General features: G+C 59.3%; 17 protein-coding genes and 1 rRNA gene. 3 read left to right on the top strand and 15 right to left on the bottom strand.

The window, feature by feature from the left end; genetic code table 11:
* The 8 genes from HPY64_17930 to HPY64_17895 all read right to left on the bottom strand — a co-directional run.
* Window positions 1-78, bottom strand: a 23S ribosomal RNA gene (locus HPY64_17930); the annotation flags it as partial.
* Window positions 79-480: 402 nt separating this feature from the next.
* The gene (locus HPY64_17925) at window positions 481-1,479 is read right to left on the bottom strand and encodes a hypothetical protein (protein ID NPV69006.1); all 999 of its coding nucleotides are present in this window, start codon (window positions 1,477-1,479) and stop codon (window positions 481-483) included.
* A 433-nt stretch (window positions 1,480-1,912) separates the two neighbouring features.
* Window positions 1,913-3,214, bottom strand: a complete 1,302-nt coding sequence (locus tag HPY64_17920; GenBank protein NPV69005.1) for an acetyl-CoA hydrolase/transferase family protein — start codon at window positions 3,212-3,214, stop codon at window positions 1,913-1,915.
* Between the two features lie 239 nt (window positions 3,215-3,453).
* Window positions 3,454-4,644, bottom strand: coding sequence for a molybdopterin-synthase adenylyltransferase MoeB (gene moeB, locus HPY64_17915; GenBank protein NPV69004.1), 1,191 nt, complete (start codon window positions 4,642-4,644; stop codon window positions 3,454-3,456).
* Window positions 4,645-4,671: 27 nt separating this feature from the next.
* Window positions 4,672-5,079, bottom strand: a complete 408-nt coding sequence (locus HPY64_17910) for a thioredoxin family protein (protein ID NPV69003.1) — start codon at window positions 5,077-5,079, stop codon at window positions 4,672-4,674.
* Entirely contained in the window at window positions 5,076-5,540 is a 465-nt protein-coding gene (locus HPY64_17905) for a DUF4395 domain-containing protein (GenBank protein NPV69002.1), read from the bottom strand. Before HPY64_17905 ends, HPY64_17910 begins: the two co-directional genes overlap by 4 nt.
* A 22-nt stretch (window positions 5,541-5,562) precedes the next feature.
* The gene (locus HPY64_17900; GenBank protein ID NPV69001.1) at window positions 5,563-5,841 is read right to left on the bottom strand and encodes a molybdopterin synthase sulfur carrier subunit; all 279 of its coding nucleotides are present in this window, start codon (window positions 5,839-5,841) and stop codon (window positions 5,563-5,565) included.
* 13 nt (window positions 5,842-5,854) lie between these two features.
* Entirely contained in the window at window positions 5,855-6,307 is a 453-nt protein-coding gene (locus HPY64_17895; protein ID NPV69000.1) for a M67 family metallopeptidase, read from the bottom strand.
* Between the two features lie 539 nt (window positions 6,308-6,846).
* Between HPY64_17895 and HPY64_17890 the strand changes: the two genes are divergently transcribed.
* The 3 genes from HPY64_17890 to HPY64_17880 all read left to right on the top strand — a co-directional run bounded on the left by HPY64_17890 (window position 6,847) and on the right by HPY64_17880 (window position 8,940).
* Window positions 6,847-7,230, top strand: coding sequence for a response regulator (locus tag HPY64_17890; GenBank protein ID NPV68999.1), 384 nt, complete (start codon window positions 6,847-6,849; stop codon window positions 7,228-7,230).
* A gap of 392 nt (window positions 7,231-7,622) precedes the next feature.
* Entirely contained in the window at window positions 7,623-8,006 is a 384-nt protein-coding gene (locus tag HPY64_17885) for a hypothetical protein (protein NPV68998.1), read from the top strand.
* A gap of 67 nt (window positions 8,007-8,073) precedes the next feature.
* Window positions 8,074-8,940, top strand: coding sequence for a hypothetical protein (locus HPY64_17880; protein ID NPV68997.1), 867 nt, complete (start codon window positions 8,074-8,076; stop codon window positions 8,938-8,940).
* Window positions 8,941-9,088: 148 nt separating this feature from the next.
* On the opposite strand, the gene HPY64_17875 is transcribed toward HPY64_17880, so the two are convergent.
* The 7 genes from HPY64_17875 to hemG all read right to left on the bottom strand — a co-directional run bounded on the left by HPY64_17875 (window position 9,089) and on the right by hemG (window position 17,682).
* A complete protein-coding gene (locus HPY64_17875; GenBank protein ID NPV68996.1) occupies window positions 9,089-9,718 on the bottom strand; it encodes an ABC transporter permease in 630 nt (209 codons plus the stop codon).
* Window positions 9,719-10,016: 298 nt separating this feature from the next.
* Complete coding sequence (locus HPY64_17870; protein NPV68995.1) at window positions 10,017-10,940, bottom strand: ABC transporter permease; 924 nt, start codon at window positions 10,938-10,940, stop codon at window positions 10,017-10,019.
* 19 nt (window positions 10,941-10,959) lie between these two features.
* Entirely contained in the window at window positions 10,960-12,507 is a 1,548-nt protein-coding gene (locus tag HPY64_17865) for an ABC transporter substrate-binding protein (GenBank protein NPV68994.1), read from the bottom strand.
* A gap of 74 nt (window positions 12,508-12,581) precedes the next feature.
* Complete coding sequence (locus HPY64_17860) at window positions 12,582-13,721, bottom strand: radical SAM protein (GenBank protein NPV68993.1); 1,140 nt, start codon at window positions 13,719-13,721, stop codon at window positions 12,582-12,584.
* Window positions 13,722-13,877: 156 nt separating this feature from the next.
* Window positions 13,878-14,930 (bottom strand): ferrochelatase, encoded by a 1,053-nt coding sequence (locus tag HPY64_17855; GenBank protein NPV68992.1) that lies wholly within the window; start codon window positions 14,928-14,930, stop codon window positions 13,878-13,880.
* Window positions 14,927-16,081 (bottom strand): Rieske 2Fe-2S domain-containing protein, encoded by a 1,155-nt coding sequence (locus HPY64_17850; GenBank protein ID NPV68991.1) that lies wholly within the window; start codon window positions 16,079-16,081, stop codon window positions 14,927-14,929. Before HPY64_17850 ends, HPY64_17855 begins: the two co-directional genes overlap by 4 nt.
* A gap of 158 nt (window positions 16,082-16,239) precedes the next feature.
* Window positions 16,240-17,682, bottom strand: a complete 1,443-nt coding sequence (gene hemG, locus HPY64_17845) for a protoporphyrinogen oxidase (protein NPV68990.1) — start codon at window positions 17,680-17,682, stop codon at window positions 16,240-16,242.
* Between the last annotated feature and the right edge of the window lie 281 nt (window positions 17,683-17,963).

Genomic DNA, 17,963 nt, shown 5'->3' with positions numbered 1-17,963 from the left:
TTTCGCAGTGTACCACGTCCTTCTTCGGCTCTTGACGCCAAGGCATCCACCGTATGCCCTTAGTAGCTTTGCCCATATGTGATGCGGAGAAATTGAAGTTCTCGCGTTTCACCTATTCACTTGTTAAGGTCCGCTCACGAGCGGCTCCCCGCCCGCCGGGTCTGTCACCCGCCGCTGCCCTGGAAGTCCCCCTCCAGCCCAGCCGCCAGTCACACACCCCCACGACAACAGCCCGGCATCACGCCGGGCTGCTCACTTGCATTCCGTACGCCATGCGATCTATAGGCTATTCAGTTCGGACTTTGGCGTATGCTCGGTTCAAGTAGCTTGCACTCCCTGTTTTCTCAGTGCCCCATCAGTGTAGCGCAGTCACCGGGGGATGTCAAGGGCTTTTTTGAAGCCCCCGCCACCTTCTTTCCGCCTTATTTTGCCCATTCGTAAGGTGCAGCGGGCGGTATTATAGCAGCAAGCCCCGCCCGATCAAGGGCTTGGTTCCAGGCAACTTGGCAACTGGCCCGCATCCCGCGGCCAGCCATCGATCGGTGTACCGCCATAGAAAGCCAGATAGTCCGGCAGATGGTTCGCCCAGTAGGTGTCGCTGTGTGTTCCCAGCGGATCGATCACGTACTCATGCGCCACCCGGCGCTGCACCAGCCGCGTACTCAGCCGTTCTACCTCCGGGCGCACCGGATCTTCTGCCCCGTTGTCCAGGTAGATCCGAAGTGTGTCCAAGAAGGGGGCGCTTAGGGCCAGTTCCAGCGGGTTATACGCCGCCGGTGTGATATCCGTATCCAGCGCCGGGCTGTGCGCGCCAACTTTGCTGAACAGCTCAGGATGGCGGAAGGCGATGCTCAGCGCCCAGAAGCCGCCACGGCTGTTGCCGCCAATCGCCCGGTAGGCGCGATCTTCCCACGTGCAGAAGTCTTTCTCAATGCGCGGCATCAACTCTTCCAGCAGGTAGTTTTCCAGCGAAGCATCCGGAGGGAAGGAGTTATCCGGTAACAGACCGGCCCCGTAAGGCATCACCACAATCATCGGCGGATACTCGCCAAGCTGCAACCCGCGATCCAGCACCTCCGGCAGCCCCAGATCTTCCCACTGCGTATCATCCTGGCTGGCGCCATGCAGTAGATAAACCACCGGGTACCGGCGGGCCAGCTGAAAGTAGCAGGGCGGCACATACACACGATAAGGCATATTCCGCCCGGCGATCTCGCTGGGGAACTCCGCAAAGACGATGACCTGCCCCGTTGTTTCTGGGCAGGAAACCGCTGTTGGAGAGGCAGTTGGTTCCGGCGTCGGACTCACCTCTGGCGTGGGCGTCAGCGTTGGCGTTGGTGTCAGAACTGGCGTCGGGCTGGCCGTCGCGGTGATGATGATCAGTTGCGGTGTAGGCGTCGGCACCAGCGGCTCACACCCCACCAGTACCACCACACTCAACAGAATCACCAGGGCAAGGATTTGAGCTTTCGTCTTCATAGGCCTGATTCACCGTTGCAGGGGTGCCGGCATGTTGTGGTTACGGAACCCCCTCCGCGCAAAAAACGTCCCAAGCACATCTCCGCCTGATAAACACAGGTCAGCCGTCAGGCAGCCGACCAGTCATCCGCGCCACAACCCTGTAGGATTAGCGCGTCGATGGCTCAGAGAGGACAGAACAACGATGAACGCCACCCGCTACGCGCTTTGCCCTACCTGCTGGCACGCCGGTTGTTTTCAGTTCAACGGCCAGCAACACTGGCCGCCAGCTATCGCCCGCTTGCACGGCCTGCCGCCGGTCGTGACCCTCTGGACCTGCCCGAACTGTCATAGCACCTTGAGCGAAACTGACTTACTGCCCACACCGGCCTGCCACCGTTTCGTCTGGCGCACCCATCGCTCTATAGCGTCCCGTTAGCGATCAAAGTGACCCTCAACCCACATTGAGGTGGTAACGGTCATGGGCGATACGAGCCAGTTCCTCCCGAAAATCGGGGTGGGCGATGCTGATCAGCCGTCGCGCCCGCTCGCGCACGGGTACGCCAAACAGGTCAACCGCGCCAAACTCCGTCACGATGTAGTGCACATCGTTGCGCGTGGTGGTGACGCCAGCCCCCGGCTTCAGTTCCGGCACGATCCGGCTAACCGTGCCACCTTTGGCCGTCGCCGGCAGGGCGATGATCGGCACGCCCCCTTCCGACCGCCCTGCTCCCCGGATGAAGTCAAGCTGGCCGCCTACGCCGCTGTAGAAGTAGTGGCCCATGCTGTCAGCGCACACCTGGCCGGTGAGATCAACCTCCAGCGCGCTGTTGATCGCTACCATCCGCGCGTTCTGGGCAATCACGCTGGGGTTGTTGACATACTCCGTCGGGTGAAATTCGCAGATCGGGTTATCGTGAACGAAATCATACAGGCGCTTGGTGCCCAGCACAAACCCGGCGATGATCTTACCAGTGTGCAGCGTCTTGGCCCGGCAGGTGATGACCCCCTGTTCCACCAGATCGATCACACCATCTGAAAACAACTCGGTATGAATCCCCAGATCGCGATGGTTGGTCAGGAGCCGCAGCACCGCGTCCGGCACGCCACCGATCCCGGTCTGCAACGTTGCGCCATCCGGGATCAATTCCACGATGTGGCGGGCAATCTGCTGCTGCAACTCGTTAGCTTCAGTCATTGTCACGGTCGGCACAGGGTAATCCACCTCAACGATGACATCGATATTGTTGAGGTGAATCATGCTGTCGCCGAGCGCACGCGGCATTTGCGCGTTGACCTCGGCAATGACCACGTCCGCGACTTCGGCGGCTGTCTTGGTCAGGCCCACCTCGACCCCAAATGAGCAATAACCGTGGATATCTGGCGGGCTAAGATGCACCAGGGCGACGTTGATCGGAAACTTATCCTTGCGCCGGAAGAGCCGCGGCACATCGGAGAGCAGGATCGGCGTAAAGTCGCTACGGCCATCATTGACCGCCGCCCGCACATTCTCCCCGATGAACATGGCATTGACGCGCAGATGGCCCGCCAGTTCCGGCGCCACATAATCAACATCGCTGATCGTCAGCAGATGCACCAGCTCGACATTCGAGAGGCTGGGAGCATAATCCACCAGCGCGGTCAGCAGCTGGCGGGGCACCGAGCAGTTGCCGGTCATGAAGACACGGTCGCCTGATTTGACAAACCGGACGGCTTCCTCCGCCGTAAGGTACAGCGGCTTCTTGTTCCTGTTCATCCGTGTGCATACGCTCCGAGGTAGGATTGCCCGATCACAACGGGGACTCACCCGCTGGCGCACAGCACCCGCTTCCCCTGCCCCTACAATAACATGCCTTGCCAGCCCCGCCCAACTGGCAAACGGCAGATTTCCCGCGACAGTCCTCAACAAAGAGGGCGGCCGCCGGGCAACAAAAGAAACGCCGGGAGCAGTCGTTCCCGGCGCAAGGCAGCTATAGCACTGGCGGAGCGGAAAGCTCAGTACACCGGCAGCGTGGGATCAATCCGCCGCGCCCAGGCGTTTATCCCCCCGGCCATGTTGTACAGCCGCGTGTAGCCGCGCTCCTGCAGCATCCGGATGACATCCGCCGAACGGATGCCTGTCCGGCAATGGACGACAATGTCGCGGTCCGCCGGCAGTTCCTCCAACCGGCTGAGGACTTCCCCTTTGGGGATACGCAGCGTGCCGGGGATGGCGCTGATCGCCCACTCCTGCGGTTCGCGCACATCCAGGATCAGCAGGTTATCACCTGCATCCAGTCGGGCTTTGACCTCATCCACGGTGATCGCCCGCACAGGCGCACCCTCACCGCTGAATGTACTGCGGTCGTGGGCGGGAACGCCACAGAAAGCCTCGTAGTCGATCAATTCGGTGACTATCGGGTTCGGCCCGCAGACCGGGCAGGCCGGATTCTTGCGCAGCCTGATCGTCTCGAAGCTCATCTCCAGCGCGTCATACAGCAGCAGGCGGCCAATCAGCGGCTGACCGATACCGGTGATCAGCTTGATCGCTTCGGTGGCCTGTAGAGTCCCGATCGTACCCGGCAGGACGCCCAGCACGCCGCCATCAGCGCAGCTTGGCACCAAACCGGGCGGCGGCGGGGCGGGAAACAGGCAGCGATAGCAGGGGCCTTCCCTGGCGTAGAACACGCTGACCTGACCTTCAAAGCGAAAGACGCTGCCGTAGACATTGGGCTTGCCCAGCAGCACACAGGCATCGTTGACCAGATAGCGGGTTGGGAAGTTATCCGTGCCGTCAATGATCACATCGTAACCGGCCAGGATATCCAGAGCGTTGGCGCTGCTCAGCGGGACATTGTAGCGATCGATGGCCACAAACGGGTTGAGGTCGGCGATCGTCTCCGCCGCCGAATCGAGCTTGGACCGCCCGACATCATTGGTGCCATGGATGACCTGGCGCTGCAAATTGCTCTCGTCAACCACGTCATAATCCACCAGCCCGATCCGCCCTACACCGGCGGCAGCCAGATATAATGCCAGTGGACTGCCCAAGCCGCCCGTCCCGATCAGCAGTACACTGGCCGCCTTCAGCCGTTTTTGCCCTTCCACACCCACTTCCGGCAGGATCAGGTGGCGGCTGTAGCGCCGGATCTCATCATGGCTCAGGACGACTGAGGCTGGATCAATGCGTTCAGGAATGACTACCATGCGTGTCCATCCTTCCAGGAACAGGCCCTAGCCTGCCCGCAGCAATTGCTGCTTGAGCTTCTCCACACCGGCCACACCGTAGTTGACCTCCTGCGGGCAACCACGGCGATCAAGCACGAAAGTCGTCGGGACCGTCAACACGCCCCAGCGCCGGGCGGCTTCTGGCTGCGCCAGTGCATCTACTGGCACGATCCGGACTGCGGCGCCCAGCTCGGCCTGCAACGCATGCAGCGCCGGTTCCTGCTGCAACCGGCACGGTGCACAATGGGGCGAACTGAAGTAGACGATAGTCGGTACGCCAGGCTGCCAGCCCGCCAGCAACGGATCAACTGGCGCCAGCACAGTGATATGGCGCATCTGCCAGCGGCGATAGAGGACAAGTGCCGCCAGGAGCAACGCAAAGAAGATCACCAGAACCAGCAGGCGCTCGATCATTGCCCTGCCTCCACCGGCTGACGGTCAAAACCGGGCACCCCCAGTCGGGCCAGCCAGTAGTAGAGCGTACAACCGGCGCACCACCCAGCAAACAGATTCAGCGCCGCCAGGCCGATCACCAGCCCGGTCAGCGCCCAGCCGGGGATAGACGCCCCCAGCGCCAGGGCCAACACTCCCAGGGCGGTGAACACCCCGCCCAGTCCCTGGGCAAAGCGGTGCGGCTCTGGATTATCCGGGCGCACATCCGGTCGAACCAGACCCGCTGGCCGCAGCACATGCTGGTAAACGCGCTTGAACAGGCCAGCCCCCGGCCAGATCGTCCCGATGAGCATCACTGCCGCCACGAAAGCCACCAGCACCGGCGCATTCAGCAGGAAAGCCAGCGCCAGCAGGCCGATGATAAACGCCTGATTGGTGCGCAGCGCGCTGTGATCCACACGGCGTTCGGCGTTCATGGGCATACCCCCTTCTCCAGAAGCCCCCTCAGGACGACGTTCCCCCGGCGATTGCCGGGATGATCCGCAGGCGGGCATCTTCAGTGAGCGGCGTGGCCAGATCCTGTAGAAAGCGAATATCTTCATCCCCCAGGAAAATGTTGACGAAGCTGCGCAGGTCATCGCCCTCATACAGGTGCGGAGCCAGGGCAGGGTAACGGGCGACCAGATCGCGCAGGGCCTCATCGACCGTCGCCCCACGAATGGCGACTTCCGCCTGGTTGCCGGTATATTGACGCAGCGGGGTTGGAATCTTGATGTAAGCCATGGTAAATCCTCCTTCAGTGAGTCAGCAAAGAGTCGCCCGCCCCAGGGCGGATAAGCGAGAGTTCTTCAAAGCGACTGCGATCCTCAACCAGTTGCCACACCCGCGCTGCCCGGACTCCCCCCTGATCCACCTGCACGATCAGATAGACAAAGTTCGGCAGCGCGTGCATCCGGTCATAGTCAGAAGGCACAGCGGGCGAATCGGGATGACTATGGAAGTAGCCGACCAGCGTCAGGCCGCGCCCCTCCGCCTGATCCTCCAGCGCAATCCAGTCCTCAGGCCGCATGGCGTAGCGGTGATATTGTTCCTCAGCGGCGAAGACATTGGCGACCGGTATAACCTCCAGAACGGTTACCTGTTTATCCTGCCGGTGGCCGAGCAAGAAGCCACCGCCCTCGTTGGGGTATGCTGCCCGCAGATGCGCCAGCGCCTCTTCTTCAACTGGCCGGGGCAGGATAATCTCCATAATGCACCATCTCCTTTGTCGGAGGTTTGGCAAAAAACGAAAAAGCCGACCAGGGCCTGGTCGGCTGAAATCACTTGCAGATGGCCAGCGATGTGGGATTAGTCCCCTTGCACCGCCCTGCTCCCCGGCCGCCAGGCACGCTTGAAAAACGGCATACACATACACATGCAGCCGACAGTCATAACGCCAACAGGCAGGGGATACAGAGTCATCATCGCAGTCATGTTTTTAGCTTATCACAATGCAACTCAAAACGCAATATCTCTGATGAGATTTATCGTATTCTAATCGTCATAGCCAGATTGACCCTCTTGCAGCAGGTCACAGCCAGATTCGCCAGATTCTAACTTTGGGGCAACACAAATTTAGAGTAAACTAGACCCTGACTCATTATGGTATCAAACCCGGCCTGTCCTCCGGATTTTGCCCGGCAGGACAGGATGAGGTGCAGCATTACTCTGCAGTATCGATGCAGCACAGTTAAGGAGTTCGCAGTTTATGGCCAGAGTACACAGCCCGATCGAACCGGGTGAGGCGCAGTGCTGGTTGTTGAGGACAACGTGCCCAACTTCGTCCTGATCGCCCGGATGCTGGCCTTTATGGGGGTACAGCACTGCGAATGGAAAACCAGCGGCTGGCAGGTTGTGCAATTCGCCGACACCCTGCCGCGTGTGGATCTGGTCCTGATGGACATCCGCCTGCCGTATGAAGACGGCTACCAGGCGCTGGAGAAAATCCGCGCTCATCACCGGTTACAAAATACCCTGGTCGTTGCCGTAACCGCCGAGACCAGCGAGGAACAGATGAAACGCGCCCAGCAGGCCGGCTTCGACGGCTTCCTGGGCAAGCCTCTGGACCCGGATCGTTTCCCCAATCAGATCCGGCGTATCCTGAGCGGCGAACCCGTGTGGGAATGGCAGTAGCCCCCCTCGCTATTCCTGCCTTCCCGCTTTTCCTCCGCGCTCCATCATCCAGATGAATACGCCCGGCGCGTGTCGCCCGGACGTGTTGGGCAAAGGCTGACCACCTGCAGGCTGGCCTGTCGTGAGGGCGCTGCGGATGGTCCTGCGGGTGATTGGGCAACTCTCCTCCCAAAAAGCAAATATCCGCACCCAAGCGGATGCGGATATTTATAGCTGGTACGGGAGCGACGGGCGTCGCATCATCTCAGGATCACTGGTGTTTGTTCGGGTATATCCCCTTCAATTTGCATCATACCACGTTGTTCCCCGGGCTGCCTAATCAGGATGGGTGCATTCCAGATTGGGGGCAAGAAAGGGGTAGACTAGGGGGAACGCTAAGGAGGATAAGCCAAATGGGACAATCAGACGGGGCGTTGCGGGCGGCGCTGCAAGCGCAAATGAGCGAGATACTCGATGCTTTACTGGCCGAGAAGACGGCAGCTGAGCAGATCACCTTGAGTGAGATAGAGCAATTGGTGACGGTGGCAGGGAAGAAGATGCAGGCGGTGTTGACGGCGGGGTTGGTGGAGCAGGCGAGCGAGGAAGACCGGTCAGCGGCGGGGCCAGTGTGTGCGCATTGTGGGCAGGCCATGCACTACAAGGGACAAAAGGGGAAGTACGTAGTCACGGCAACAGGGGGAGTGCAGGTCAAGCGGGCCTATTACTACTGCAAGACCTGCCGGGCGGGTGTTTTTCCCCCTGGATCAGCGATGGGGACTGGGAGCGAGCCAGTATAGTGAGCGACTGAGCAAGCAAATCGTGTGGCTGAGCAGCCTGTTGCCCTATGCCCAGGTGAGCCAGGTCATGGCGTGCATTGGGGGGCAGACCATCGGTCAGACCAATGCCTGGCGTGAGACCCAGCACCGGGGGGCACAACTGCAGGCGGAAATGGCCCGCCGACAGGCTGCCCTGCGGCCTGAGCGCATCGTGCCCAGCAATGCTCGCCAGGACCATCAGCGGCTGAAAGGGGTGAGCCTAGATGGCGGGATGGTGCATGTGCGTGGCGAGGGCTGGAAGGAGTTTAAAGTCGGGGTAGTCTATGATCTGGGCGTCCGTGATGGGTATGATGTGCGGAGTGGGGAAGCCGCTGCGCAGCCCTGCGCGGAACAGAGCCACTACACGGCAGTGCTGGGTGACGTAGCCCGCTTTTCCCCGGCTTTGTGGGAACTGGCCGCAGCTCATGACCTGTTGAATGCCGCCCGCAGCAGCGTCACCGCTGACGGGGCCGAGTGGATTTGGAACCTCTGTGCCGACATATTTCCCGACAGTGTCCAGATTGTCGATTGGTACCATGCCACCCAACACCTGGCTGAGGCGGCGCAAGCCCTCTTCCCTACCGCGGAGGCCCAGGCGATAAGCTGGTATCACCAGGCCCAGGACCTCTTGTTCTACGGCCAGGCCTGGCGCATCGTTCAGACCTTGCACCAGGCGGGATTACCAGACCTGGCGCTGTATTTCGAGCGGCACCAACGTCGTATGCGCTACCACGAGTTTCGCGAAGACGGCTGGTTGATTGGGTCTGGCCCTGTTGAAAGCGGCATCAAACAATACCGAACCCGCCTGGCCGCTTCCGGAATGCACTGGTCTCGCCCAGGTGTGGAGCGGATGCTTGTCCTGCGTTCCGCGGTCTTGAGCCATGACTTCGATGACCTCTGGGCTGCCGCAGCTTGACCCTGCCCCCAATCTGGAATGCACCCATCAGGATCCAAGAATAGAAAACTATAGTGTCCAGTGAATTTGTTAGAGCGCATGCCCGTGGATCACCTGTTTCCAACTGATATCCCAGAACCTAACTTGATCCCACCAAGGGCCGACGCAGTCAGCTCTTGCAGTCGCCATAACGCGGATCCAGCAGGTCGCGCAGTCCGTCACCCAACAGGTTCAGCCCAAAAGTGGCAATGGCAATAGCCAGACCGGGGAAGAGCGTCAGCCACCACGCTTGGAAAACATAGTTCCGCCCTTCAGCCATCAGTGCACCCCACTCAGGCATTGGCGGTTGCACGCCCAAGCCGATAAAGCCCAGTGCACTGGCCGCAAGCAGCATCGCACCGATTCGCAGCGAAATCAGCACGAGCAAATTGGGCATCACATTGGGCAATACATGGTGCAGCAGTAGGTGCGCTTCGGTACCCCCGAGCGATCGGGCGGCCCTGACATAGAGCGTGTTCGTAACCAGGAGCGTTTCGGCGCGGGCCTGTCGATAGTAAGTTGGCACGCCTGATAGTGCCAGTGCGGTTGTCAGGACAAGAACAGTTCGTCCCAACGCGGCAGCCATCACCACTGCCAGTAGCAGGCTGGGCACTGCGATCCATGCATCCATCAACCGCGTCAGTACGCCCTCCAGAAGACCGGGGCGCATTCCGCCTATAATTCCCAGCAGGATGCCGGGCAGTGCGGCCAGCAGCACAGACGCTACCGCTACCGTCAGGCTGATTCGCGCTCCGACCAAAATGCGACTGAACAGGTCCCGACCGAAGGCATCGGTTCCGAGAGGATGCTGCCATGATGGACTCTGGAGACGTTCACCCGGGGACATTACGGCCATATCGTACGGAGCGATCTGAGGAGCCAGCAGTGCGACTGTGATCAAGCCCACTGTGATAATCGCGCCGATGACAAGCGGTGCAGGCAGCAGCCGCGAAGATGATTGAGCAGCGGTGAGCGATAATGTGGTTGGGCTGCATTGGTTAACGACTGCCCTGGATGCGTCATTGACGGAGATTGTAGTCATAGGCCTGTGTTCTTCATCATGCTGCCTGTCGTGACAAACGTGGGTCAAGATATAGCACTAATAGATCCACCGTGAACAGGATTACGAAAGTCATTGCTGCAATCGCGAGTGTTGTCCCCTGGAGTAGCAACGGATCGCGGTCGAAGGCGGCACGAACAGCTAACCCACCCAATCCCGGCCAGTTGAAAATTGTCTCAACAATGATAAGGCCCCCAATCAGGCGCGCAGCTTGCATGCCAATGTATGTGGCCACAGGAATGGCGGCGGCAGGCAATACGTGACGGTTCAGCACCGCTCTGCTACGCAATCCCTTGCTGTACGCCACAAGCACGAAATCCTGCCCGAGTGTCTCCAGCAGGCTGGCTCTTGTTAGCCTGGCGATACCGGGAATCAGGGGAAACGCAGTACAGATGGCAGGTAACACCAGGTGTCTGGGTGTTTCCGACCCGAAAACGGGTAGCCAGCGCAACTTGAGAGCGAACAGACTCACCAGCAAAATCGCTAACCAGAAAACCGGAATCGCCATGTGGATTGACATAGCGATCCTTACCAACGAGTCCCACAGCGTTCCGCGATGCAATGCGCTGAATGCTCCCGCGCTGATGCCTGCAAACATGGCCAACGCCATTGCAGTTGCTACGAGGACCAGCGTATAGGGTAACCGTGAAGCAATCTCACGGGCGACCGGCTCGCCGGTGCGAGCCGAGTCGCCCAGATTGCCGTGCAACAAGCCGTTGAGGTAGTCGAGATAACGCAACCACAGTGGCCGATCGAGTCCCAGTTCTATCCGAATGGCCTCACGGTCTGCGGCAGACGCCGTTTGGTCCAGCAGCACGTCGGCTGCATCACCGGGCGCTAGCTCAAGCAGCAGGAATACGAACAGCGAGAGTAGCAGCAGTGTCGGAATGGCGGTGAGAAGACGACGTACCAGAATTTGCATGCAGCACCTTTCTGAAGCGTTACCTGACGATCCTGGCGTTTTCCAGGCTGATGTGACTATGGACTAGCTCTACCCCCTCAATCCTGTTGTTCACCACGACGTTGGTGATTGGCATGTGAAGCGGGATGATAGGCAGGTCCTGGAGCATGATGCGCTGGGCTTCGGTGTAGATGGCGAACCGCGCCTCCGGATCGAATGTCCGGCGACCCTCGTTCGTCAGGGCATCGAACTCCGGATTGGCGTATCCATAGCGATTCGCGCTAGCATCGGCCGCGAAGTACACCCGAAGCAGGTCGGGGTCGTTCCAGTCCAGGCGCGTCAGCATCAGGTCGAAATTGCCTTCACCGGCGGCGGCGACCATACCGCCGTAGTCAAGTACTTCGATGTTGACTGTGATCCCGACCGCTGCCAGTTGCGCCTGAACCACAGTTGCCATTGCCTCATAGGTCGGGAAGGTGGATGTCAGGAGCGTAATCTCCAGCGGCTTCTCCGGCCCATAACCGGCTGCTGCCACCAGCCTGCGGGCCGCTTCGAGATCAAAAACCGGGGTCTCGCTTTCAAGTTCAGGGTTGTAACCAAAGATACTGGGCGGAATGGGTGTGTTGGTGACGACTCCCAGGCCATCCCGGGCAAGGTCGACGATTTCCTGCTTGTTGATGGCGTGGGCTACAGCCTGGCGCAGGGCCAGGTCGTCAAAGGGTGCGCGGGCCATGTTGAATCCGAGGAAGATGAAGCCGCGCGATGGATCATCCAGCACGCTGAAATTGGGATCATCCTTAAGGGGGGCGAGCAGCGGGACCGTAGTGATGTACGCGATGTCGACTTCACCACTGAGCAAGCCGTTGACGCGCGTAGTCTGATCGGCCGTGAAGCGGATATGGACTGTATCCAGATCAACGGGGCCACCCTCAGAGTCAATGGGTCGGTGGCCGTTGTACAACGGATTCTGGACCAGCGTCAGGCCGGTTCCCTGAACCCATTCGCTTAATATGAACGGCCCAGACCCTACCGGCTGTGTGCCGTAGTTGTCTCCGGCTGCTTCCACAGCGCCGGGCTCCAGAATCGCCGCATAGGCGTACGTCAGCGCGCTCAAGAGCGTGACGGAGGGTTCAGTCAGAATGAAGCGGACTGTCAGATCATCGACCTTCTCGAATGAAGCGATATTGGCGATCTCAGTGGAGATCAGGGAGCGGGCGCTGGACTGCTGCAGGCGCTCGAAGGTGAAGATCACCGCATCCGCATTTACTGGCGCGCCGTTACTGAAGACGACATCATCCCGCAGGGTGAAGGTGATGACATGCCCGTCGTCACTGACCTGCCATTCGCGAGCCAGCAGCGGCACGATTTCTTCCTGTTGGTTCTGGTAGAGCAGCGTGTCGTATACATACGACAGGATAACGGGCCCGCTAGGGTCAAGCGGCCCGTGCGGATCAAAGGTCACCGGGTCACGGGTGAGCACCATCGTCAGTTCACGCGGTCCTTCCTGAGCGCGAACCGTCGGTGCTATAGCCGCCAGAACAATGACGAGGAGCGCAGTGAAACAGGCAAGGCGACGTCGTGCGGTCATGAATCCCTCCAGTGGCAAAGAACGACGGGCAGAGCAAGGCTCGAATGGCTGTGCCCGCAAAGACAGCGATTGGTCTACAGCACGATCTGGCGGGTCTGTGGCTCATACGCGCAGAACGGCTCTTCCGCCAGGTAGTTACCGGTGACGCCAAAGGCGCGCGCACGGCAACCGCTGCACAGCGTCTTGAACTGGCAGATGCCGCATTTCCCTTCCAGCAGGTCAGGATCGCGCATTTCCTGAAAGAGCGCACTGCTCTGCCAGATGATGCCAAATTCCTCCCGACGCACATTACCTGCTTCCACCGGCAGATAGCCGCAGGGAAAGACCTCGCCCCGGTGGGAAACAAAGCAAACGCCGGTCCCGGCTAGGCAACCTTTGGTGGCCGCGTGCAACTGATCCTGGCCTGCTACAGGATGCCCACCCGGATGTCCGCCATAGACCTGCCGGATATGGCTGGCGGGCAGTTCTCGATAGAGGCCTAGGCGGTTTTCTTCGGCGCGGCGCTGGCGCATCACGCGGAAATAGTGGGGGGCGCAGGTGGCTTTGAGCTGGAGATTCGGCTCGGCTTGTTCGGTGTCATACAGCCAGTTGAGCACTCGTTCGTATTCGCGGGCGCTAATCATCTGGTCTTCCGCGATTTCCACACCACAGCCAACCGGAACCAGCAGGAAAAGATGAAGCGCAGCGGCATCCAGATCTTTGGCGAGTTGCAGCATTCCCTCAAGCTGGTCTTCGTTGTGGCGCGCCACTGTGGTGTTGATCTGGACGGGCACGCCGATCGCGCGCAGGGCCCGCGTTCCACGGATGGCGGCATCGAACGAGCCAGGCAGACCACGGAAGGCATCATGCGTTGCTGGGTCCTGACCATCGAACGAGATGCTGACCCGCTTGACGCCGCTGTCTTTGATCTTCGCAGCGATACCATCGTTGATCAGAGTTCCGTTTGTAGCCAGGGCAACAGTAAGGCCAGCGTCGGTGGCATAGCGGGCGATAGCAAAGATGTCCTGGCGGAAGAGCGGCTCCCCACCGGAGAGCACCAAAATAGGCTTACCGACCGTAGCAATTTGATCGATCAGACGGAAGGATTCCTCTGTTGTCAGATCTTCCGGGGTGAGCTGATCGGCGACGGTGATGCGGCGGCAATGAATGCAGCGCAAGTTGCACCCGGCAGTTGTCTCCCAGAACACTAGGCGCGGCGGTGGATAGAGGGACATGGTTGACGCTCCTGGACGTGCAAATCTGCGAAATGATCATGCGAAAGTGCTGAATCCAACACAATCTTCAACTTAGAGATTGGGCATCATCTTCGTCGCGTAGTGCTATCCGTCACGCAACCGCGATGCATGCTGAATCGATACTCAAGACAGCCTTCACTGTGGCATTTCGGTCCGAGGCCGCATGGTCTCCCCCGCGGGACAACAATCTGGTGGACATACGTCGTGACTGGGACCATAACGACCCAGTGCCCGGCGCTCCGCGGTCGGTGTCAGACGTTCCTCAATCAGCTCGCGAATCATGGAGATAAACATGGGGTGGGTGCCGACGGTGGCAACCCGTACCATGTTGAGGCCGAGTTGCTGCGCATGCTGGCGGGCTTCAACATCCAGGTCATACAAAACCTCCATATGATCGGAGATGAACCCGATGGGATGCACAATGACATCACCAGCGCCCTGATCGCGGAGGACGCTCATATGATCGAGAATGTCGGGCCCAAGCCAGGGTGTCTGGGGCGATCCGCTGCGGCTCTGGAAGACCAGATCCCATTCTCCAATATCGACGCCCCCTGCCACAAGACGGCAGGCCTCGCGTAACTGGTGCTCATAGGCGCTATAGCGTGCCATCGCGATTGGCAGGCTGTGCCCGGTAAAGACAAGTCTTGTGGCCTTCCGCCGATCTAGGGGGATTTGCTCCAACGCATCCCGTAGATTGGCGATATTCGGCGCGATGAAACCGGGGTGGTTGTAGTAGACGCGCAGCTTATCCACCTGCGGGGCAGTGGGACCGACCTCCGCCTGAGCGCGGGCAATGTCCTCGCGATACTGCCGGCAGCTTGAGTAGCTGCTATACGCGCTGGTAAACAGCGCCAATGCCCGACGTACGCCATCCTGGGCCATCTGGCGCAGGGTCTCGACCAGAAAGGGATGCCAATTCCGGTTGCCCCAATACACCGGCAGATGTGGGCCATGGGTGTTCAGTTCGGCCTGCAGGGTCGCTTTGAGGGCTCGCATCTGGCTGTTGAGCGGGCTGATTCCGTTAAACAGGCGATAGTGCTCGGCCACCTGCAGCATGCGGGAGTGGGGAACGTTGCGGCCGGCCAAAACGTTCTCCAGGAAGGGCATAACGTCCTCCATCCCTTCCGGGCCGCCAAATGCCACGATCAAGACGGCGTCGTACGGGGCATCACGATGGCTATCGGTCATGGCTGATCTCGTTTGCTGGCGGAGTTACGGACAGCGGTGCCAACCCAGATCACACCTTCGCGTACTTCCACCCGGTAGGTGGCGACTCCCATACTAGCTACACCGTCGATGACCTGCCCGGATGCGAGGTCAAAGCGGGCGTAGTGCCAGGGGCAGATTACTGAGCAGCCTTCGTCGTTTGTTTCGACTGTGCCTTCACTGAGCGGGCCGCGGGCATGGGTGCAGCGATTAGTGATTGCGTACAGCGTGCCATTCACATTGAAGACCGCGATCTGCTGTCCGTCGAGATACACCAGTTTGCGCTCACCGGGTGGAAGGTCTTCCAGAAGACAGACCTCTATCTCGCTCTCGCTGTGAGGTCTGTCGGGTTCCTGAGCAACGGCGATCGGCGGGCCGCCCAGCGCATCAAGCGCCTCGTCAAGCGCCACCCGCACACAGGTGAACAGGGGGGTATCCCGTAAGGTATAGAGGCTGGCCTCGGTTTCACGTAGGTCCTGGACGAGGTCCAGGAAGTCCGAAGGCTCATCGGTCTCAAAGGCCACAACGAATTCCTGATCGTCGAGCCCGAAGGAGTAGGTTGTATTCAACTTTACCGCCGGATATTTGCGCCCGACCTGAATATGCTCGTCCATCATGTCCTGGCGCGCGGGGAGTGTGAGCCGATACCAGGGGCGCGTCTTGACGAATGGGTACACAAATAGGTACTTGGCTTCGCTAGGCTGGATGACCAACCGTTCGGCGTCTTCATCCGGATTGTCACGGATTTCGTAGATAGAGCGTTTCGTCTGAGACAGGTACGAATGAGTGAGATGGAGATAACCGCCCATGCGCGTGCTCATGATCGCGGTGGCCAGCGCCTGAAACGGCTCAATGCTCTCGGCAATTTGCCACAGGAGAAGCTCCGCATCGGCCCGCGTACCCATCAGGCTGTAAGGACGCAGCAGCATTCGACGGCCAAAACTGCGGATCGTCTTCAGCAATTCCTGTTTTTGTTCCGCTTGTTTCTCGGGTGATAACCGCCGCCAGAGGGGATCGGTCTTGTAGAAGGCGAAACGCACATACTGGCGCTTGATCAGGGATGAACCGCGTTTCTGGGTCGTGGCGGAGGATTGTGGCCGGTTGGGTATGGGACGGTGCAGGCTTGACGACACGGCACTCTCCTGAATAGAAAGTCACAAAATCTACATAATTATGTGGTATTTTGATGATTTCAGTGAGTTTCTATGAGGATAGCGTTGAACGAAAACAGCGACAAGCGTCTGGAAGGGACTCTCATCTACCTCTAAGGAAGATCTGTGATGGGTTGGTACTAGTGGCTGGCCGGGTGTTCCACAAGGAAGTTGACTACTTGTTCAGCCGTTTGCTGGGCCTGATGGACGCAGTCCGGGATTCCTACACCGCGATACGGGCTGCCGGTCAGATACAGCCCGGCCGGGAGTGCCGTTTCGATGGACTCCAGCAGATTTAGATGGTTGATGTCGTATTGCGGGTTTCCGTTGTGCCAGCGGTAGATGCGTTCGAATAGCGGCGCTGCTTGTATGCCTAACAACGCGCGGAGTTCAGAGCGAACAACCTGCTGCAGCGTGCTATCATCGAACGCCATCGACTCCGGGCTACGCGAACCGCCAAAGAACACACGCAGCAGGGTGTAGCCCTCAGGCGCGCGTTGTTTGAACTTTGTTGAACTGATCGTTATGGCATTGATGGGGCGCTTCTCGCTGTGGGGGATGACCAGCCCAAAGCCCTTCAAAACGTTCGGGATGTCCGCGGTGCGATAAGCGAGCGAAATCGTTCCCGTGCTGACGTAGCGGATTGAGTCCAGCAGGGAAGCGGCTTCCGGCGCGAAGTTGCGTACAAGCGCGGCGCTTATGTAGGCCGGGATGGCAAGGACTACGACGTCTGCCTCAAGCGCAGGACCGGTGCTTAACTCAACGAGGAATCTCCCTCCGGATGCCGCTTTGATCCCGGTTACGGGCGCATTAACGCGCAGATCTCCATTCAGACGGGCCACCAGTGTATCGACGAGTTCTGAAGTACCTCCCACAAACGTGGTGAAGAGCGGCAGCTTGGGCGCGGAGCCTTTGGAAGAAGCTTGCCTGCGGGCGGCCAGCATGCCTTTGATCAGGCTACCGTGTTGGGTCTCCAGGGCTCGAAAGCGGGGGAAGGTAGCCAGCAGACTCTGTCTCTCGGCTTCAGCGTTGTAGATGCCCGACAGCAAGGGTTCCGCAATCTTGTCAAGCGCTTCTTGTCCCAGCCGCCGCCTGATGAAATCAGCCAAGGTTTCATCACTGTCGTCTTTTCTGCGAGGGATAAAGAGATCCATCCCCATGCGCAGTTTGCCCAGGGGCGAGATCAACGACGATCGGACAAACGGCATGAACCGGGTTGGCACAATAAGCAGTACACCATCCGGCAATGGAGTCGGACGCCCGTGGTTGAGCACATACGTCTTGCGTTGTGAATCGTTGGTGCCCAGTACGCGGTCACCGATACCCAATTCACGCGCTAACGCCAATGCCCATGGTTTCTGTGTGATAAAGGAGTCCGGACCACCCTCAACAATGAACGGCTGTGAGCCAAAACCGTCAACAGTCTCAGTGAGAATCTTGCCACCCCATCTATTGCCTGCTTCAAGCAGTGTGTAGTGCAGGTCAGATCCGGCGGCGCGCAGCCCCTGCTCAAGATACCAGGCAGTGCTCAGACCGGAAATTCCTCCGCCAATAATCACGGTATGTGGATGTGGGTTGCTCATTTTGGCGAGACTCTCTAGATGGTCAGGATTGAAGTATGCCAGCTTCAGGCGTTTTATCGCGGTGTAGGACCAGACTTGGAAGGTCTTGTGTCTGGCAAACGCGCCGAAGTATACCGTTAGCGGTGATTTGCGGCAATTTCCATGGTGTGAGGGGCACGGCTGTTGCAAAGTTGTCAGGGAGGAGCCAGAAGCAGGTCAAGCGCCAGGTCGAGCCGAGCATTGAAGAAGCGGCGTGCTTGGGGAATGAAGTCGAACTTCAACAACCGGATGAGCCCCAGGGT

This window comes from Anaerolineae bacterium, assembly GCA_013178165.1.
GTDB lineage: Bacteria > Chloroflexota > Anaerolineae > Aggregatilineales > Ch27 > Ch27.
Note: the sequence above shows the minus strand (reverse complement) of the source record. Positions and strands in the feature narration are given on the sequence as shown.